Origin of the sequence: Methylobacterium sp. J-068, from assembly GCF_022829445.1 — a bacterium.
GTDB lineage: Bacteria > Pseudomonadota > Alphaproteobacteria > Rhizobiales > Beijerinckiaceae > Methylobacterium.
Genome location: NZ_JAKSXY010000095.1, coordinates 60,253 through 79,088 on the forward strand (window position 1 = coordinate 60,253; position 18,836 = coordinate 79,088).

Consider the following 18,836-nt stretch of genomic DNA (forward strand, 5'->3'; position numbering starts at 1 on the left):
GCGCGCGCGGGTGCGGCGGGCGCATGAAAAAAACCCGCCCCGGCGCTGAGCCGGGGCGGGTCCGATCGTCAGGTCCGTGCGTCGCAATTACGGGTGAATCACCATCGCGTTGAACGGGTAGACGTAGGCCTGGAGCATCACGAGGCAGCCCACGAGGCAGGCCAGCACGATGGAGTGCCAGAACACGAAGCGCAGGATCTTGCTCTCCTGGCCGAAATAGCCGGTGGCGGTGGAGGCGACGACGATCGACTGGGCGTCGATCATCTTGCCCATCACGCCGCCCGACGAGTTCGCCGAGGCCATGAGGATGCCCGACAGGCCGAGCTGCTCGGAGGTGATCTTCTGCAAGCCGCCGAAGAGCACGTTCGAGGCCGTGTCGGAGCCCGTCAGCGCCACGCCGAGCCAGCCCAGCAGGGTGCCGAAGAACGGGTAGAGGATGCCGGTTCCCGCGAAAGCGAGACCCAAAGTGGCATCCACGCCGGCGTAGCGGGTGAGCACGCCGAGGGCCAGCATCGCCGCGATGGTGATGAGCGAGTAGCGCAGGACCCAGATCGTCTCGAGATAGGCCGTCACCAGGCGCAGCGGCGAGAAGCGCATGATCAGGCCGGAGATGATCGCGGCGAACAGCACGCCGGTGCCGGTGTAGGACATGTATGTGAAGGCGAAGACAGCGGCTTCCGGATGGGCCTTGGCCACCACCGGCGGCACCTTCATGATCACGTTGTGCAGGCCCGGCACCTCGTACTTCCAGGTGAAGAGCGGGTTGACGAGGCCCTTGAACCAGCCGGTGCCCCAGATCGCCACGATCACCGAGAGGATGATCCACGGCACCCAGGCCATGGCGATCTCGCGCGAGGTCGCGGTGCGGCCGCCGAGATCCACCTTCGGCAGGTCGCCGGGCACGGCCGCGCCCAGGGAGACCGGACGGCCGCCATTGACGTAGCCGAGGGAGGGGTCGTTGCCGCGCAGGGCCGGGGAGGTCCAGATCTCCTTCGGCTGCCAGACCTTGAGGAAGGCCACCAGGGCGCCCATCGAGACGAGGGAGGCGCCGATATCGACGATCCAGGGGTTCACGTAGTTCGAGATCAGGAACTGAGCCACCGCGAAGGAGCCGCCGCAGACCAGGATCGGCGGCCAGATCTTCACCATGCCGCGGAAGCCCGCGAACACCCAGATCAGCCAGAACGGTACGAGGATCGAGAAGAACGGCAGCTGCCGGCCGATCATGGCGCCGAGGATGTAGGGGTCGTAGCCCGTCACCGAGGCGAGGCCCTGGATGGGGGCGCCGAGCGCCCCGTAGGCCACCGGCGCGGTGTTGGCGATGAGCGAGAGGCCGGAGGCGGCGAGCGGCGAGAAGCCGAGGCCGATCAGGATCGCGCCCGTCACCGCCACCGGGGTGCCGAAGCCGCCCGCGCCCTCGAAGAAGGCGCCGAAGGCGAAGGCCACCAGCAGGAGCTGGAGGCGCCGGTCCGTGGTGATGCCCGCCACCGATTGCTGCAGCGTGCCGAACCAGCCCTTCTCCACCGTCAGCCGGTAGAGGAAGATGACGTTGAGGATGATCCAGCCGATGGGGAACAGGCCGAGCGCGACGCCGTAGGCGGAGGCGCGGGTGGCGAGGTCGGCCGGCATGCCGAACAGGAAGACGGCCACGCAGAAGGCCAGCACGAGAGAGAGCACGGCGGCGATGTGCGCCTGCACCTTGCCGCTCGCGATCATGCCGAGGAGGGCGATGACGGGCAGCGAGGCGGCCAGGGTCGAGAGCCAGGCATTCCCGAATGGGTCGTAGACCTGATTCCAGGTTGTCACTGTGTTCACGGGCGCCAAACTCCTCCAAGCGAACCCGATCTCGCGCCGGGCCTTAGCATCCGTTGCTACCAGAGCGGTTCGACCGGCTCAACGCGCATTAATCATGTATTCAGAGAGTGTTGCACGCGGACATCCGCCGACCCCGGCCGGTGCCGGGCCCCGCGCCGATCGGATCCGCCGACGCGGCGCAGGATCTATCGGGCCGGACACGCGGAACATGCACGTCCGGCGACCCGTTCCCTGTCGAGATCCCGAGCGACCGGAAGCGGAGAATTGATCTATGTTTATGCGCGTTGACAAGCTACAGGCCGAGCTTCCTGCCCCGAAAAGGAAAGATCCGAACGCCGCGGCGGCCCTGCAAGAACTGCTCGGCGGCAAGTATGGCGAGATGTCGACGCTGGGGAACTACATGTTCCAGAGCTTCAATTTTCGCAGCAAATCGAAACTGCGCCCGTTCTATAGCCTGGTGGCGGCCATCACGGCGGAAGAACTCGGCCATGTCGAGCTCGTCAGCAACGGCGTGGCGATGCTGAACAACGGCCCGGACAACGACGGCGACGAGACGGATGGCGGCGACATCTCGAAGGCGCCGTTCGAGGACATGAAAGACATCCGCCTCGCGGCGGCCTTCCTGTCGAACGGCGGCGGCGTGACCCCGGTGAACAGCAACGGCGCCTCCTGGAACAACGACTTCATCACCACCACGGGCAACGTCGTGGTGGACCTGCTGCACAACTTCCACCTCGAATGCGGCGCCCGCCTGCACAAGCTGCGCGTCTACGAGACCCTGAAGGACCCGACCGGACGCGAGGTCTGCGGCTACCTCCTGGTGCGCGGCTCGGTCCACGCCCACGCCTACGCCCTGGCGCTGAAGAAGATCACCGGCGTGGAGATCGAGAAGTTCCTGCCGACCCCGAACATCAACCTCGACAAGATCCCCGAGTGCCAGAAGTACCTGCAGGAGGGCTCGCACCGCCGGCTCTATACCTTCAGCCCCGGCGACTACACCGAGATGGCCGGGATCTGGGGCAACGGCGAGGTGGCGCTTCCGGGCGACCCGCCGGGCGAACTCAGCGTCGTCGAGGGCATGCCCGAGGGTGGCAAGATCCACCAGCTCACCGGCGTACCGTCGGCCTTCACCCCGGATTACGCCCCGGAGGAGATGTTCGAGATCGCCGAGAAGCTGACCAAGAAGGCCCGCTGAGGCACGCTCTCGCGGCGCCGGATACGAAATCGAAGGGGCGGCTCCGAGGGGGAGCCGCCCCTTTCTCGTGAGCCAAAGCCACGACCGGCGTTCAGCGCCGCCGGGAGGCGCGCCAGAGCGTCCAAAGGCGGCGCCAGCGCGGAATCTCAATCACCGTGTTCAGCGGGTCGTAGCCCGGCCGCTCCATCGCGGCGACGTAGGGCTCCACCAGCGCGACGGGCAGGAAGGCGGGGCGGGCGGCGGGCGCGATGGTGGCGCGCGCCGCCTCGTAGGCCTTGAGATGCCGGCGGGCGAGCGCCCGCAGGTCGGCGGTGGCGCGCAGGAGACCGGGCCCGCCGCGCCCGGTGACGATGTCCTCGCGGGTCACGCCGTAGGATTTCAGGATGTCGGCGGGCAGGTAGACCTGGCCCGAGCGGGCGTGCCAGGGCAGCGCCCGCAGCAGGCCGGTGACCCCGTAGGCGACGCCCGCATGGCCGGCGGCCGCGGCCCCACCGGGCTCGACCCCGTCGCAGAGCACGAGGGCGCCGAGGCGGATGAGCGCCGAGGCGGTCTCGCCGCAATAGCCCTCGAGGTCGTTCACCCGGGGCATCGGGTCCTCGTAGAGGTCGAAGACGCGGGCATCGATGAGGTCGACGAAGGGCTGGCGCCCGAGCTTGCGCCGGACGATGGCGTCGTCGAGGGCGGCGGCGACGGGATTGGCCTTGACGTCGCCCCGCGCTTCCCCCTGGAGGGCGTCGCGCCACCATTGCAGGCGGATCTCGCCGGCCATCGGGTTCGAGGCGGCCTCGCGCACGCGCGCGATGGTCAGGCTGAAGGCGATCAGGGCGAAGAGGTGGGGGCGGGCGCTCGCGGGCGCGAAGAGAGTGGCGAAGTAGCGGTCGGGGTCGCCCTCCCGCACCAGGGCCTCGCAGTGCTGGAAGGCGAAGGCGAGGTTGCCCTCGATCGCGCCGGCGCGGGTCTCGGACTCCGTCATGTCCAAGATTCCCTCATACCCAAGATTCCCTCATACTCAGGATTCCCTCATAACCCAGGCCTCCGTCATGCGACCGCGATCAGGGCGGCGGCGACCTTGCGGTTCTCCGCCATGAGGATGTTGTAGGTGCGCGCCGCGGCCCCCGTCTGCATCACGTCGAGGCCGATGCCACCCTCCTTGAGCCAGCGCCGGAGCGCATCGGGAAAAGGCGCGATCTCGAGCCCGGTTCCGACGAGGAGGAGTTCCACCGCCCCCGCCTCGGCGAGGATCGGGCGCAGCGCGTTGCGGTCGATGGCCCGGGGCTCGGTCACGTCCCAGGCCCGGATGCCTGCGGGCGTCACCAGGATCGAGCCGCGATGCGACATCTCGGCGAAGCGGAAGCCCCCGTTGCCGTAGGCGTCGATGAGGTGGCGCCCGGGAACGAATCCGTCGTGCAGGCTGCCGGGGGACGCCATGCCGCCCCCTACTCCGCCGCCTGGGGCACGCGCCCGCCGGCCGGACGCCCTTGCGCCTTCACGCCCGACAGCATCAGGCCGAGATAGATCAGCACCGGCGTCGAGACGAAGATCGCCGAGTAGGTGCAGATGACGACACCCGCCAGCATCACGATGGCGAAGCCCTTGATCGCCTCGCCGCCGAACAGCACCAGGGCCAGCAGCGAGAGGAAGGCCGAGGTCGCGGTCATCACCGTGCGCGACATGGTGGAGTTGATCGAGAGGTTGAGGAGTTCCACCGTGGGAATGGTCTTGTAGCGCCGCATCAATTCGCGGGTCCGGTCGAACACCACCACGGTCTCGTTGAGCGAGTAGCCCACGATGGTGAGGATCGCCGCGATCGAAGTCATGTTGAACTCGATGCGGGTGATGACGAAGACGCCGAGGGTCAGCACGATGTCGTGGAGCGTGCCCACGATGGCGCCGAGCGCCAGTTCCCGCTCGAAGCGGAACCAGAGGTAGAACAGCACGGCCAGCACCGAGAGCACGACACCGATGGTGCCGGACTGGACGAGTTCGCCCGAGACGCGCGGCCCCACGGTCTCGGTGCGGCGGAACTCGTACTCGGCATCGAAGGCGGCGTGCGCCTTCTGCATCACCGCCGTCTGGCCCTGCTCGCCCGGCTGGAGGGGGAAGCGCACCAGCACGGTGCCCTCAGCGCCGAGTTCCTGCACCTCGGTCTCGCCGAAGCCGAAGCCGTTGGCGGTGTGGCGCACGGCCCCCACATCGGCGGATTTCGACTTCGCCTGAAGCTCCACCAGGGTGCCGCCCTTGAAGTCGATGCCGAAATTCAGCCCGACCGTGAGGAACAGCACCACCGTCGCCACCGACATAAAGGCCGAGAGCGGGAAGGTGAAGCGCCGGAAGCGCATGAAGTCGACGTGCGACTCGTCGGGCCAGAGGCGGAGCAGGCGCATGATCGGTCTCGAAACTCTTGTCCGGGACGGCGGCCGGAAGGGCCGCGTCCGTCCCCAAATGTCGGCGCGGGGCCGACGATTAGAACGGCAGGGCCTTCGGCCGGGCCATGTTGTACCACAGGGCGATCATCATGCGGGTCAGCGTCACGGCGGTGATGACCGTGGTGAGGATGCCGAGGATGAACACCACGGCGAAGCCCTTCACGGGGCCGGAGCCGAGGAAGAACAGGATCAGGGCGGCGATCGCCATGGTCGAGTTCGAATCGATGATGGTGGCGAAGGCCTTGTCGAAGCCCGCCTGGAGCGCCGAGACGATGGAGCGGCCGGCCCGCACCTCCTCGCGCACGCGCTCGTAGATGAGCACATTGGAATCCACCGCCGTGCCGATGGTGAGCACGATGCCGGCGATGCCCGGCAGGGTCATGGTCGCCTCCAGCACCGACATCAGGCCGAGGATGAGGCCCACATGGACGATGAGGGCGATGTTGGCGAAGAAGCCGAACACCCCGTAGGTGGCGAACATGAAGACGACGACGAGGGCGCCGGCCACCAGGGTCGCGAGCTTGCCGGCCTGGATCGAGTCGCGGCCGAGGCCGGGGCCGACCACGCGGCGCTCGACCACGGTGAACTTCGCCGGAAGGGCGCCGGCGCGCAGCAGCACCGACAGGTCGTTGGCCTGCTGGACCGTGAAGTTGCCGGTGATCTGGCCGGAGCCGCCGGTGATCGGCGTGTTGATGCGCGGCGCGGAGACCACCTCGTTGTCGAGCACGATCGCCATGCGGCGGCCGACATTCTCCGAGGTCGCCTGACCGAAGCGCTGGGCGCCCTTCAGGTTGAACTTGAAGCTGACCATCGGCTCCTGGGTCTGATGGTCGAAGGCCGGCTGCGCGTCGGTAAGATCGCCGCCATCGGCCATGATCCGGCGCTCGACCGGCACCTTGGCGCCCTTCTCGTCCCGCGACGGCAGCAGGTCGACGTCGCCGGAGGGCGAGTCCGCCAGCATGCGGAACTCGAGCTTGGCGGTGGAGCCGAGGAGCTTCTCCAGGCGCTCCGGATTCTGCTCGCCCGGCACCTGGATCAGGATGCGGTCGGCGCCCTGCTGCTGGATCGAAGGCTCGGTGGTGCCCGTCGAGTCGAGGCGGCGTCGGATGACCTCGATGCCCTGGCTCACCGCGCGGCGGGTGCGCTCGGTTATGCCCGCATCGGTCAGCGCGAGGCGCACGAGGCCGTCGGGCTGCTCGGTGATGTCGAGGGTGCGTCCGGCGCCCTGGCCGACCAGCGGGTTGGAGATCGGCTGGGCGAGTTCGCGCAGCTTCGGCAGCAGCTTGGCGCGGGCGGCCGCGTCCGCGACGCGGACCTGGACACCGCGCGGCAGGAGCTGGATGCCGCCCTCGGCGCGCACGCTCTCCTGCTGCAGGATGCGGCGGACATCGTCGCGCAGGACCTTGGCCTGCGAGGCGACGAGTTCGGCCTGGTCGACTTCGAGGAGGAGCTGCGAGCCACCCTGCAGATCGAGGCCGAGCACGATGGCGCGCTGGGGCACGATCCAGCTCGGGAACCAGCCCGGCAGGGAGGCCATGAAGCCCTTGCGCTGCTCGGGCGAGAAGAAGCTCGGCACGGCGAGGCTGAGGCCGATCAGGATGACGGCCAGCGTCGTGACGATCTTGGTTCTCGAGAAGCGCAGCATCCGCCGGTACCGTCCTGTGTCCGTTGTCTCAAGGAGCGGTGCGGGCCCTTGGCCGGGCCCGCACCGCTTCGGGTCGCCCGATCAGGCGGCCTTGACCGGCGCGCCCTTGACGCGAACCTCCGAGATCATGGTGCGCACGACCTTGACGCGGACGTTGGGCGCGATCTCGACCTCGATCTCCGAGGCCTCGTCGGCGACCTTGGTGACGCGGCCGACGATGCCGCCGGTGGTAACGACCGTGTCGTCGCGGCGCACGTTCTTGACCATGCTCTGATGCTCCTTCACGCGGCGCTGCTGCGGGCGGAGGATCAGGAAATACATGATGACGAAGATGAGGACGAACGGCACCACCTGCAAGGCGATGTCCGCTCCGCCAGCGGCCGAGGTGGCCCCTTGCGCGAAGGCGGGGGTGATCAAGCGGGTGACTCCTCAAGGATGCGGCCCGCGCCGCCAGACCCTCGGTCGAGGGGGCGTCCGGGCTCGTCAAAAAGCGCGCGGACTATAGCCAGGGGCTAGTTGAAAGCAACGCCGCCCGGGTGAGGCGAATGGGTCGGGGTCCCGAAATCGCCGGCCGGGCGGCGATTTATTGGGTTCACGCCCGGGTTCGTGCCGGTTCCCGGCTTCATGCCGGCGGCCCGGCACCGTAAAGGACGGCACCCGTCGCTGTTCTCCCCGTTCGAGGAGCCGTCCATGACCGCCACGCCCCCCGCCGATGCGGCCGCCCTCGCGGCGCTCTTGCCCGTTCAGGAGTTCTTGCCCGTGCTGGAGCGGATCGCCGCCGCCCTGGAACGGGCCGCTCCGGCCCCGCGCCCCCCCGTCGACCTGAACGCGGCGGACGCCTTCCTGTGGGGACCGGAGCGCCGGCTGATCCCGGTGCCGCGCGTCAATCGCGTGGCGATCGGCCTCCTCACCGGCATCGACCGGGCCCGCGACACCCTGGTCGAGAACACCCAGCGCTTCGCCGCCGGCCTGCCGGCCAACAATGCGCTCCTCTGGGGCGCGCGTGGCATGGGCAAGTCCTCGCTCGTCAAGGCGGCGCATGCCGAGATCAACGCCGCGCGCCCCGAGGGCGCCCTGCCCCTGAAGCTCGTGGAGATCCATCGCGAGGACATCGAGGCGCTGCCGGACCTGATGGCGACCCTGCGGGGCGACGCCCATCGCTGGATCGTCTTCTGCGACGACCTCTCCTTCGATGGCGACGACACCTCGTACAAATCCCTGAAGACGGCGCTCGACGGCGGCATCGAGGGGCGGCCCGAGAACGTGCTGTTCTACGCCACCTCCAACCGGCGCCACCTCCTGGCGCGGGAGATGGTGGAGAACGAGCGCTCCACGGCGATCAACCCCGGCGAGGCGGTGGAGGAGAAGGTCTCGCTGTCCGACCGCTTCGGCCTCTGGCTCGGCTTCCACAAGTGCAGCCAGGACGAGTACCTCGCCATGATCCACGCCTACGTGGAGCGCCACGGCCTGAGCGCCGATGCCGACCGCGTGCGGGCGGAGGCCCTCGAATGGGCGACCACGCGCGGCTCGCGCTCGGGCCGCACCGCGTTCCAGTTCATCCAGGATCTGGCCGGCCGCCTGGGGCAGCGGTTGGAGGGGTGAGGCCCCGTCCCGCCGCCGGCCCGAACGTGAAAGAGGGCAGAGGATGATGCCCCTGCCCTCTTCCGGGCGCGACCCCAAGCCGGGCCACGCCAAATTCCCGAAAGGCCTCAGTCCTTGAGGTCGGCCGGGACCTTGCCGCCGTTCTCTTCCAGCTTCTTGATCACCTGCTTGTGCAGCCAGACGTTCATGGTCGCCGAGTCCTCCTTGTCGCCGGTGTAGTGCAGCTCGTCGGCGAGCTGCTTGCGGGCGGTGAGGCTCGAATCGAGGTCGAGGAGCTTCATCAGGTCGACGATCGAGGTGCGCCAGTTCAGGCTCTGCGAATTCTTCGCCGCCATGCCGTTCAACACCTCCTCGACGTCGACCGGGCCGCCGGACGCGGTGCCGGTCGAGGCCGGCGCGTCCGAGCCGCCGGCGGAGGGCTGCGCATCCGCCTGGGACGGCGTGCCGTCGGCGGGCTTGGCCTGCGCGTCGCCGCCGCCGAACGGATGGAGGATCTTGCTGACGATGCTGCCGAGGAGGCTCATGACGGGTTTCCCTCAATCTCACGTCGGCGGCCGGTGCCGCGACGGTCGGGGTGACAACGGAACTTACCCGGCCCTGTTCCCCCAGGGGGACGTATCGCGCGGCGTCCCTCGGCTCGAAACGGCCTCGACATCCGCGGCGCGACCTCTCCGCCGACTTGCGAAATCCACACGGTGTCCTCGCTCACGGTGTCCTTGCGATATCCGCCTCCCCCGGGGGCGATCGCGCGATGAATTTGCCAATGACTCGGGAAGACATCCGGAGACGAGCGCGAATTCTTGCGCCGGAGCGACGTGCATGCCACTGCGCGGACATCCACTCCCGGACCCGTCCCCGCCCCGGAACCCCTCGATGCGCCTCACCCTCCTCGCGACCGCCCTCGCCGCCCTGACGGGCCTTCTGAGCCCCGGCCTCGCCGCCGCGCAGAACGCCGCGCCGGTGCCGGTGCGCATCGGCGTCATTCCCGTCATCGGCGCGTCGCCGGTCTTCGTGGCCAACGGCGAGGGCTGGCTCAAGGAGGCGGGTCTCAGCCCCAGCTTCACCACCTTCGAATCCGGGCCGAACATGATCCAGGCCCTGGCGTCGGGCACCATCGACGTCTACGTCGCCGGCGTCGCGCCGCTCGCGGTCGCCCGCACCAAGGGCATCGACGTGCGCGTGGTGGCCGCCACGGCGATCGAGGAGATGGTGTTCGTGGCGGGGCCGAAGCTCGCCCCCTACTTCGCGAACGGCGCGGACAAGGCCGAGGCGTTCCGCCAGTTCAAGGCCAAGGAGGGCCGTTCGGCCCGCCTCGCCACGCAGCCGCCGGGCTCGGTGCCGAACACCACCCTGCAGCACTGGCTCTGGCAGGTCGCCAAGGCCGACAAGGCCAATGCCGAGGTGGTGGCCATGGGCATCGACGCGACGCAGCAGGCGATGCTCGCCGGGGCCGTCGACGGCGCCTCGATCCGCGAGCCGGCGCTGACCATCGTCCAGATGCGCAACCCGGCCATCAAGCTCATCGCCACCGGCGGCGAGATGTTCCCCGACCAGCCGGGCACGGTGGTGGGCGTGTTCGGCGCCTTCGCCGACAAGAACCCGGCCGCCGTCGAGGGCCTGGTCAAGGCCGTGATGCGCGCCACCGAACTCCTGAAGAGCGACCCGGCCCGCGCGGCCAAGCCCGTGGAGGCGGCGCTGGGCAAGGGCATCACCGACACCGCGACGATCACCAAGGCGCTCACCTCGCCGGCCGCGAAGTTCACCGCCGACCCGCGCGCCATCATCGAGGCGACGAAGAAGATGCAGGCCTACCAGGTCTCCATCGGCACCCTCGACAAGGACGTGCCGCTCGACGGCCTGTTCGACGCGTCGTACTTCGAGAAGGCCAGCGCCAAGCCCTGAGACGCCGCCGGATCCGGGATCCGGCGTGTCAGGTCAGGCCCGGGCGCGCCGCGCCTGGGTCAGGCCGGCATGGCCCAAGGATTCCGCCGGCACGTCGTCCACCACCGTGTAGGTCGTGAGCGGCAGCCGGTGCGCCGCCGCGATGAACACGGCCCCTACTCCGCCGCGAACAGCCCCGGCATCTCGAGGGCGCCGCCTTGCGGCTTGGCCACGCCGGCCTTGTCCTCCCCGCCGGGGGCTCGGCCCTCGCCCGCGGGCGCCTTCGGATCGCCCGGCGCGGTCTCGCAGTTCAGGGCCGGCAGGGCGACGATGCGGTTGCCCTTGTAGTCCATGCGGCAGACGATGGTGCCGCGGGTCTCGACATAGGCCAGGAGCCGCTTGGCCCGGCCCGGCGAGCGGCTGCCGATGGCCCGGGCCAGGGCCTCGTCGCCCGGACAGGGCTCGCTGGCCAGGGCCGCGCGGGCCAGGAGCAGGAACAGGCCCTGGACCTCGTCCGGCAGGGCGGCGGCGGCGGCCTGCGCCTCCTCCCAGCGCCCGTCCGCCTCGCTTGGGCCGGCATCGGCCTCGTCGAACCCGGCGCGGGCGACGCCGAGGCGGCGGCGGAAGGCGGCCAGACTCATCGCCTCGCCGTCGAGGCCGCGCATGCGGCAGCGCACGAGGAAGTCCTGGTAGACCACCGCCACGGGCTGGCCGCCGGCATCCGGGTCGGCGGCGATGCCGCGCAGGACCGCGTCGAGCCCGGCGCGGATCTCGTCGGCGCTCATCGGCTCGGGCGCCTCCGCCGGCTCGGGGCGATAGGCGCTGAGTTCGCGCATGAGGTCGGCGGGCGTGGCGCGCGGGGTCGGCGGCGTGCGCGGCGCGGGCGCCCAGGCCTGCGCCGGCTCGTCGGGCGAGCGGGTGAGGATGAGGGCGCGCAGGTCCGCGTCCGCCGGGGCGGGCAGCGGCACCAGCTTCGGCGAGCCCGAGCGCGCCGAGGTCGTGACCGGGCCGATGCGCAGGGCGAGCGGCCGCCGGCTCAACGCCGGCCCGAGGGCGACGAACTCGCCGCGCGCGAGATCGCGAAAACGCTCGGCCCCGCGCCGGTCGAGGCCGAGCAGATCGGCCGCGCGCGCCATGTCGATGTCGAGGAAGGTGCGGCCCATGAGGAAGTTGGTGGCCTCGGCCGCCACGTTCTTGGCGAGCTTGGCGAGGCGCTGCGTCGCGATGATGCCGGCCAGTCCCCGCTTGCGGCCCCGGCACATCAGGTTGGTCATGGCCCCGAGCGAGGCCTTGCGGGCCTCGTCCGAGACGTCGCCGGCGGCGGCGGGCGCGAAGATCTGCGCCTCGTCGACGATGATCAGCGCCGGGTGCCAATGGGTGCGCTCGGCCTCGAACAGGCCGCCCAGGAAGGCGGCGGCGGCGCGCATCTGCGCCTCCATGTCGAGGCTCTCGAGGGTGAGCACCACCGAGACCCGGTGCGCCCGCACCCGCGCGGCGATGGCCTGGAGGTCGGCCTCCCCGTGGGCGCCGTCCACCACCACGTGGCCGTAGGCCTCGCCCAAGGTGACGAAGTCGCCCTCGGGGTCGATCACCACCTGCTGCACCGCGCCGACGCTCTGCTCCAGCAGGCGCCGCAGCAGGTGCGACTTGCCCGAGCCGGAATTGCCCTGGACCAGGAGACGCGTCGCCAGGAGCTCCTCGAGGTCGAGACGCGCGGGCTCCGCCCCCGGCCCCATGCTCAGACCCATCTCGATGCCGACCGTCATGCCCGCTCCGGCTCCCGCGCCCGGGGCCCGTTCCCCGACGCTTCCTGGCTCTCGCACGAAGGTCTTAACACGCGCGCCGACGGGCGGGTCCGGACAGAGGCGGCGGCGTCCACAGGCTTGGGGCCGCACCCGGCGACGAGGGCCGGGGATGCGGAGAAGCCGCAGTCCTGCTTTGTTCTTCTTACGTTCCACCCGCACTTCGGCGGCAAGATTTCTAACCTAGGAATATCGACATAGTCGAATTGTCCTAGGAATGATCGCCGCTGGCACGAGGTAGGGCGTCCTCCTGCCAGGAACATGAGCGGAACATCGCTCGATCCCCGGCCGGCAACACATCGCGCGCCGGCGCGCGGCCGGCCCTTGCCGCTCCGGCGCGCTGATCCAGTTAATCCGGTCATGAACTCAGTCCTCGTCGTCGCCCTCGTCTGCGCCTCCACCGTCCAGGCCCCGGACTGCTCCCGGGAAACGGCGCTCGACATCATCACCGGACCCGCTCACACGCTTCAGGAATGTCTGATGCAGGGGCCGGTCCTCGCCGCCAATGCCGGGCACGGCAACGAGCCGGGCACCTACGTGAAGACGCGCTGCGAACCCCGGCGCTGAACGCGCCGCGAGCCTGACACCAGACCGCCCGCCGGGCATGATCGAAGAGAGACGGACCACGCCATGGACGATGTCGACCCCGAGCGCGCGGTGATGATCCGCCTGCGGGCCCGCCTCGCGGTGGTGGAGCGCGCGGCCTGGTTCGGCCTCGTCCAGGCCATGCGGACGCAGCCCGCCGAGACGGAGGCCTATCTCACCGCCGAGCGGGCCAAATGCGCCGAGGGCTTCGGCCGGCGCGGCTGGGCGGCCGACCTGACGGAGGCCGAGCGGCGCATGCTCGGAGCCGAGGTCGATGCGGGCCTCGCCGGCCTCATCGCGGATGCCAAGGCGGAATTGGGCTGAGGCCCGACGTCTGACCGATCCGGAATGCGCGAGGGGTCGGTCGCTTCCGCGACGATCCGTTTTCCGGGTAAGAGGTCACCGAGGTCGCTCGGGAACCCACGCGACCGGACCGAAAGCCGAAGGATCGCCTGGCCGGAACGTCGGACGGGCGAGCTTTACGTGGTGCCGCCGCTCCGGCTGATGCCCGATGCGACCGGCGCGGTGCCCTACCGGCAGCGCAGATCGAGCACCGCCTGCTTTGACAACGTGTAGCGGCACTCGGAAACCCTGGACAACCGCACCTCTGTGCTGGCGCCGCCCTCATATTTGCACTTGAGCGTCACGGACCGTCCGGAATCGTAGACATAGGCGAGATTCCACTTGCCCGACCGTGCCCCGGCGACATCGGGAACCAGAATGACGTTCTCTGCGGGCACACCGTCGAAGACGTCAACGTAGCGGAGCGGGCGACCGACCTGCGTCGGACAGTGCTGCGATTCGACCGCCTCGCCGACCGCCGCCCAACACATCGCCGGGCAGAGTGTCGCGAACGCTCCGATCGCCCTTCTATTCCACGACATAGAAGTTGTTTCCGTTGTTGGAATTGCCGCTCGCCTTCCATCTCAACGTGCGCGGGCCGACAGGTTTCGGACTGGGCGGCGTCACATACTGATCATAGACTTGGATGCCGTCCTCATCCTGTCCCACGTAGATCGCGGCATGGCCCTTGTATTTCAAGCCGCTGAACGTTGCGATGACTGTACCGGGAAGCAGTTTGTCGTTGCCTTTCACCGGCGGCCCTTTTTTCCACGCGAACGTCGCCGGAAGGCTGGGACACACCGTCTTCACATAAGAAACACACTGACCGCACAGCTCGGTTCCCTTGGTGGCGTCTCCCGTCGGCACGCTCGCCAACGGGCCGCTCTTGGAAGTCGGCGCGCATGTCCATTTACCGGCCGGAGCATTCGAATTCGAGTCGTAGTTCGTTGCGACGTATGCCACCGACCGTTCCCGTTGTTCGAGCCACACCGGCATCGATCGTGAACACTATTCGGGCCGCATCCCCGCTGCAACGGCGTCCGATTTCTCGAGAGGATCAGGTGGCGATCGTGACGGTCGGTCGCGGTCTTCCAGAGAATGAGTCCCCCCCTCACCTCCCGAAGCGCTCCGCCCAGGCCGGCGGCATCCGCGCCGAGCCCGGTAGCGAGGTAGCGGCATGGACACCGATCGCCACGGCACGCGCCAGGGTCCGGGCGGCGGCGTCGCCGAGACGGGCCAGGCCGAGGACCTGGTCGGCGAGCGCGACCCGGCCGGTGGATACGGCGAAGACCACGTCGCCATCCAGGGGGGTGTGAACCGGGTGGATGGCCCGGGCGAGACCGTCCTGCGCCATCACCGCGAGGCGCCGGGCCTGAGCCTTGGTGAGGCACGCGTCGGTGGCGACCACAGCGAGCGTCGTGTTGGCTCCGGCCAGCGCCTTGCGCGGCCAAGCGAAGGCGTCCTTGGGCAGGCGGACGGGAGACCCGAGCCCACCGAACTCCGCGTCCACCTCGTAGGGCGCCGCCCAGAAATGACGCCCGTCTCCCACGGTGACCCGGCCGAAGGCGTTGACGGCCACGAGTGCGCCGATGTGGGCGTGCGTCCCCGCCACCCGGGCGCAAGCGGAGCCGATCCCGCCCTTCAGGTTGGCGGTGGCCGCCCCCGTGCCGGCGCCGACGGAGCCGAGGGCGAAATCGCGCGCGGCCGCGGCCGCCGCCGCGTATCCGAGGTCGCGATAAGGCGGGTAGCGGCCCCAGGCCTTGTCGCCGCCGTTGAGGAGGTCGAACAGGATCGCGGCCGGCACGATCGGCACCCGCGCCGGCCCCACGGCGAAGCCGCGTCCGCTCTCGGCGAGATGGGCGACGATGCCGGCGGCCGCGTCGAGGCCAAAGGCCGAGCCGCCCGAGAGCGCCAGGGCGTCGATGCGCTCCACCGTGCGCTCCGGGTCGAGGAGGTCGGTCTCGCGGGTGCCGGGGCCGCCGCCGCGCACGTCGACCCCCGCGACCACGGGTTCGTCGAAGAGGATCGCGGTGACGCCGCTGGCGAGCCGCAGATCCGTGGCGTGGCCGACCCGGATGCCGGCGATGTCGGTGATGCGGTTGGCCATGATGATCTCCCGGGGGCCAGGATCGCATGCCGACCCGGCCCCGGCGAGGGACGCGATCATCCCGCCCGCGCCCGGCGAGCGGCGCGATAGGCGTCGCCCGCGTAGATCGCCAACGCCAGCCAGATCAGGCCGAACAGCACCATGCGGTGGGGCTCCAGCCGCTCGCCGTAGACCAGCGTGCTGAGCACGAGGAGGCAGGAGGGCGCGAGGTACTGCATCAGACCCAGGGTCGCCAGGGTGAGCCGCTCGGCGGCCGCCGCGAACCAGATCAGCGGCAGAGCGGTGGTGGCCCCCGTGAGCAGGACAAGGCCGGCGCGCACCGGGTCCCCCTGGATCACCGCCGGCGCGAAGGCCGCGAGGTAGATCAGCGCGATCGGCAGGAGCAGCAGCGTCTCGGCGGCGAAGCCCACCATGGCGTCGACGCCCACGACCTTGCGGACGAGGCCGTAGAGCGAAAAGCTGCCCGCGAGCGCGAGCGAGACCCAGGGCAGGCTCCCCGCCAGGGCGACGGCCAGGAGCACCGCCGCGGCCGCGAGCGCCACCGCCCCGGCCTGGACCGGGCGCAGGCGCTCGCCGAGCACCAGGGCGCCGAGCGCCACGCTCATCAGCGGGTTGATGAAATAGCCGAGACTCGCGTCGAGCATGTGCCCGGACTGCACGGCCCGGAGGTAGAGCAGCCAGTTCACGCCGATCAGCCCGGCCGACAGGGCGAGGAGCCCGTGCCGGGGCCGCAGCGGAAACGGGGTGCGGATGCGGCGGCGCAAAGCCACGAGGAGCCCGGCCACGAGCAGGCTCGACCAGACGATGCGGTGGGCCAGGATGCTCGGGGCCGGCACGGCGTCGAGCAGGCGAAAATGCACCGGGACCACGAGGCCCCAGCTCAGGTAGGCGCCGAGCGCGTAGATCAGACCCAAGGACCGCCTCCCCTCGCCTCCCCACGGGGACAGGGCGCGGCTTGTAGCAGGTCCCGACGGGGATCGGGCGTGCGGGATGACGCCCGGCGGACCCCCGCGCTCAGCGGCTGCGGGCGAGGGTGACGGCGGGGTCGCCGCGCATCAGGGCGTTCAGGCGCTCGGTGTCGAAGCCCTCGGCCGTCCGCTTCACCGGCGCTTTCGCGGCGGGCTTGACCGCGACCCGGGCCGCCGCCTCGCGCGCCGTCGCCGTCTTGGACGTGGTGGATTTCGGCGCCGACTCCCTTGTCGCCGAATCCCGCCCAAGACCGTCGCGGCCGAGGATGTCGCGGATCGAGGGGCCGGTCTCGACCGGCAGCGATCCGGTCACGGTGGGCTCGGGCGGGCGGACCCGGGTGAGCGTGGTCACCGGGCCAGCGCGCCGGACGGGCGCCGGATGATCGATCCGGTCGATGCAGGCGAAGGCGATGGTCAGGGCACTGCCGCCGAAGACGCTGCCGACGACGATGTTCCGCAGGATACGCAAGGGACGAGCTTCCCGGATACGCGAGTACCAGACGGGATTTAGCGCCTCTGCGTTAACGAACCGGAGCAGACCCCTTCGCGAAACTTCCTGCGCCGGCACAATGTCGCGGTGATCGCGGTCCGGCCTCAGAGGAGGCGGGCGAGGAAGTCCCGGGTGCGCGGATGCTCGGGACGATCGAAGAACGCTCCCGGCGACGCAACCTCGACGATCTGGCCCTGGTCCATGAACACCACCCGGTCGGCGACGCGGCGGGCGAAGCCCATCTCGTGGGTGACGCAGAGCAGGGTCATGCCGCGGTCCGCCAGCGCCGTCATGGTGTCGAGCACCTCCTGCACCATCTCGGGGTCGAGGGCCGAGGTCGGCTCGTCGAACAGCATCACCGCCGGGTCGAGGCAAAGGGCGCGGGCGATGGCGACGCGCTGCTGTTGGCCCCCGGAGAGCTGGCCGGGATGGCGCCCCGCCAGATCCGCGATGGCGAGGCGTTCGAGTTCCTCCCGGGCGCGGCTCTCGGCGGCCCGCCGCGCCGTGCCGAGGGCGTGGATCGGCGCCAGGGTGCAGTTCTCCAGCACGGTGAGGTGGGAAAACAGGTTGAAGTGCTGGAACACCATGCCGACCGTGCGCCGCACGGCGGGGATGCGGGCCGGCGTGAGGTCCCGGCCGTCCACCCGGATCGTGCCGCCCTGGTAGGATTCGAGGCCGTTGACGCAACGGATCAGGGTCGACTTGCCCGAGCCCGAGGGGCCGCAGATCACGATCTTTTCGCCGGGCGCCACGGCGAGCGAGACGTCGCGCAGGACGTGGGCGCTCCCGAACCATTTGTTCACGCCGAAGAATTCGATCGCCGGCGCGCTCATCGGCGTCCCCGCTCGCCGGCTTCCAGACGCTGCTCGACGAAGCCGGCATAGCGCGCCATCGAGAAGCAGACCGCGAGGTAGAACAGGGCCGCGAAGGCGTAGGCCGTAGCGGGGATCGTCGGGGCCGACCAGCGCGGATCGGCGCGCGCGGCCTCCAGCACCCGGATGAAGTCGGCGATGCCCACGATCGAGACGAGGGTCGTGTCCTTGAACAGGCCGATCAGCGTGTTGACGATGCCGGGCACCACCACCTTGAGGGCCTGGGGCAGGACGACGAGGCGCATGGCCTGCGCGCGGGTGAGGCCGAGCGCGAGGGCCGCCCGTCCCTGCCCCTCGGGAATCGCCTGCAAGCCGCCGCGCACCACCTCGGCCATGTAGGCGGAGGCGAAGAGGGCGATGCCGACCAGCGGCCGCACCAGCCGGTCCACGGTGAGGTCGCCGGGCAGGAACAGCGGCAGCATCACGTTGGCCATGAACAGCACGGTGATCAGCGGCACCCCGCGCCAGAACTCGATGAAGCCGATGCAGGCATAGCGCAGCACCGGCAGGTCCGAGCGCCGCCCGAGCGCCAGCAGGATGCCGAGCGGCAGGGAGGCGACGATGCCGACGAGCGAGACCACCAGCGTCACCAGCATGCCGCCCCACAGGCTCGTGGCGACGGGGGCCAGCCCCAGGAGGGAGGCGCCCGAGAGCAGCCCGTAGGAGAGGACGGGACCGGCGAGGAACACGAGCACCGCGCCGAGGCCGCGCCGAGGCGCGTCGAGCCAGAGCATCCAGGCGCCGCCGAGGGCGACGAGGACGAAGAACAGGTTCGGGCGCCAGCGCTCGGCGGCCGGATAGGAGCCGTAGACGAGGTAGTTGATCTTGTCCCCGATGAAGGCCCAGCAGGCGCCCACCGGGTGCCCGGCGACGGCCGGGCGGCAGACCTCGCCCGAAGTCCCGCTCCAGACCGCGTCGGTGATCAGGAATCGGACCGCCGGGGGCACCAGGAACGCCAGTGCCGCCAGGATCGCCAGGGTGGTGAGCGTGTTGCCGAACCCGGAGAACAGGTTCGCCCGGAGCCAGCCGAGGGCTCCGCCGGTCCGGCGCGGCGGCGGGGCCGGGGGCAGCAGGGTCTCGCGGATCACGGTCATCGGGTCATCACG

General features: G+C 70.2%; 20 protein-coding genes. 5 read left to right on the top strand and 15 right to left on the bottom strand.

Going from position 1 to position 18,836, the window contains the following annotated elements:
* Nucleotides 1-87: 87 nt before the first annotated feature.
* Nucleotides 88-1,806, bottom strand: a complete 1,719-nt coding sequence (locus tag MKK54_RS15850) for an L-lactate permease (RefSeq protein WP_244012282.1) — start codon at nt 1,804-1,806, stop codon at nt 88-90.
* A 280-nt stretch (nt 1,807-2,086) separates the two neighbouring features.
* Here MKK54_RS15850 and MKK54_RS15855 point away from each other — a divergent pair, with 280 nt between their 5' ends.
* Nucleotides 2,087-3,010: a manganese catalase family protein gene (locus MKK54_RS15855; RefSeq protein ID WP_056468548.1), complete on the top strand. Its 924-nt coding sequence runs from the start codon at nt 2,087-2,089 to the stop codon at nt 3,008-3,010.
* Between the two features lie 91 nt (nt 3,011-3,101).
* On the opposite strand, the gene MKK54_RS15860 is transcribed toward MKK54_RS15855, so the two are convergent.
* The 5 genes from MKK54_RS15860 to yajC form a co-directional block, all read right to left on the bottom strand.
* The gene (locus MKK54_RS15860; RefSeq protein ID WP_244012156.1) at nt 3,102-3,983 is read right to left on the bottom strand and encodes a phytoene/squalene synthase family protein; all 882 of its coding nucleotides are present in this window, start codon (nt 3,981-3,983) and stop codon (nt 3,102-3,104) included.
* Between the two features lie 65 nt (nt 3,984-4,048).
* Nucleotides 4,049-4,438, bottom strand: a complete 390-nt coding sequence (locus tag MKK54_RS15865) for an Mth938-like domain-containing protein (protein WP_244012157.1) — start codon at nt 4,436-4,438, stop codon at nt 4,049-4,051.
* Between the two features lie 8 nt (nt 4,439-4,446).
* Nucleotides 4,447-5,394 (bottom strand): protein translocase subunit SecF, encoded by a 948-nt coding sequence (gene secF, locus MKK54_RS15870; protein WP_244012158.1) that lies wholly within the window; start codon nt 5,392-5,394, stop codon nt 4,447-4,449.
* Between the two features lie 79 nt (nt 5,395-5,473).
* Nucleotides 5,474-7,081: a protein translocase subunit SecD gene (gene secD / locus MKK54_RS15875; protein ID WP_244012159.1), complete on the bottom strand. Its 1,608-nt coding sequence runs from the start codon at nt 7,079-7,081 to the stop codon at nt 5,474-5,476.
* A gap of 81 nt (nt 7,082-7,162) precedes the next feature.
* Complete coding sequence (gene yajC, locus MKK54_RS15880) at nt 7,163-7,498, bottom strand: preprotein translocase subunit YajC (protein WP_244012160.1); 336 nt, start codon at nt 7,496-7,498, stop codon at nt 7,163-7,165.
* Between the two features lie 273 nt (nt 7,499-7,771).
* On the opposite strand from yajC, the gene MKK54_RS15885 reads away from it, so the two are divergent.
* Nucleotides 7,772-8,683, top strand: coding sequence for an ATP-binding protein (locus MKK54_RS15885; RefSeq protein ID WP_244012161.1), 912 nt, complete (start codon nt 7,772-7,774; stop codon nt 8,681-8,683).
* 107 nt (nt 8,684-8,790) lie between these two features.
* Here MKK54_RS15885 and MKK54_RS15890 read toward each other — a convergent pair whose 3' ends face one another.
* Entirely contained in the window at nt 8,791-9,207 is a 417-nt protein-coding gene (locus MKK54_RS15890; protein WP_244012162.1) for a DUF3597 domain-containing protein, read from the bottom strand.
* Nucleotides 9,208-9,556: 349 nt separating this feature from the next.
* On the opposite strand from MKK54_RS15890, the gene MKK54_RS15895 reads away from it, so the two are divergent.
* Complete coding sequence (locus MKK54_RS15895) at nt 9,557-10,585, top strand: ABC transporter substrate-binding protein (protein ID WP_244012163.1); 1,029 nt, start codon at nt 9,557-9,559, stop codon at nt 10,583-10,585.
* Nucleotides 10,586-10,740: 155 nt separating this feature from the next.
* On the opposite strand, the gene MKK54_RS15900 is transcribed toward MKK54_RS15895, so the two are convergent.
* Nucleotides 10,741-12,330 (bottom strand): ATP-binding protein, encoded by a 1,590-nt coding sequence (locus tag MKK54_RS15900; protein WP_244012164.1) that lies wholly within the window; start codon nt 12,328-12,330, stop codon nt 10,741-10,743.
* A gap of 396 nt (nt 12,331-12,726) precedes the next feature.
* On the opposite strand from MKK54_RS15900, the gene MKK54_RS15905 reads away from it, so the two are divergent.
* Together MKK54_RS15905 and MKK54_RS15910 are read left to right on the top strand one after the other, a co-directional pair.
* Nucleotides 12,727-12,933 (top strand): hypothetical protein, encoded by a 207-nt coding sequence (locus MKK54_RS15905; protein WP_244012165.1) that lies wholly within the window; start codon nt 12,727-12,729, stop codon nt 12,931-12,933.
* Nucleotides 12,934-12,996: 63 nt separating this feature from the next.
* A complete protein-coding gene (locus tag MKK54_RS15910) occupies nt 12,997-13,275 on the top strand; it encodes a hypothetical protein (protein WP_244012166.1) in 279 nt (92 codons plus the stop codon).
* Between the two features lie 206 nt (nt 13,276-13,481).
* Here the strand turns inward: MKK54_RS15910 and MKK54_RS15915 are convergent, their stop codons facing one another.
* From MKK54_RS15915 to MKK54_RS15945, 7 genes are all read right to left on the bottom strand, one after another.
* A complete protein-coding gene (locus MKK54_RS15915; protein ID WP_244012167.1) occupies nt 13,482-13,835 on the bottom strand; it encodes an STY0301 family protein in 354 nt (117 codons plus the stop codon).
* On the bottom strand, nt 13,822-14,256 hold the full coding sequence (locus tag MKK54_RS15920; RefSeq protein ID WP_244012168.1) for a BPSL0067 family protein: 435 nt from the start codon (nt 14,254-14,256) through the stop codon (nt 13,822-13,824). Before MKK54_RS15920 ends, MKK54_RS15915 begins: the two co-directional genes overlap by 14 nt.
* A 148-nt stretch (nt 14,257-14,404) precedes the next feature.
* Complete coding sequence (locus MKK54_RS15925; RefSeq protein WP_244012169.1) at nt 14,405-15,400, bottom strand: P1 family peptidase; 996 nt, start codon at nt 15,398-15,400, stop codon at nt 14,405-14,407.
* Nucleotides 15,401-15,456: 56 nt separating this feature from the next.
* Nucleotides 15,457-16,314 carry an EamA family transporter RarD gene (gene rarD / locus MKK54_RS15930; RefSeq protein ID WP_244012170.1) on the bottom strand — a complete coding sequence of 286 codons (858 nt, stop codon included), beginning with the start codon at nt 16,312-16,314 and terminating at the stop codon, nt 15,457-15,459.
* 100 nt (nt 16,315-16,414) lie between these two features.
* Nucleotides 16,415-16,837, bottom strand: a complete 423-nt coding sequence (locus MKK54_RS15935; protein ID WP_244012171.1) for a hypothetical protein — start codon at nt 16,835-16,837, stop codon at nt 16,415-16,417.
* A 125-nt stretch (nt 16,838-16,962) separates the two neighbouring features.
* A complete protein-coding gene (locus tag MKK54_RS15940; protein WP_244012172.1) occupies nt 16,963-17,691 on the bottom strand; it encodes an amino acid ABC transporter ATP-binding protein in 729 nt (242 codons plus the stop codon).
* Nucleotides 17,688-18,824, bottom strand: coding sequence for an amino acid ABC transporter permease (locus MKK54_RS15945; RefSeq protein WP_244012173.1), 1,137 nt, complete (start codon nt 18,822-18,824; stop codon nt 17,688-17,690). Before MKK54_RS15945 ends, MKK54_RS15940 begins: the two co-directional genes overlap by 4 nt.
* Nucleotides 18,825-18,836: the final 12 nt, after the last annotated feature.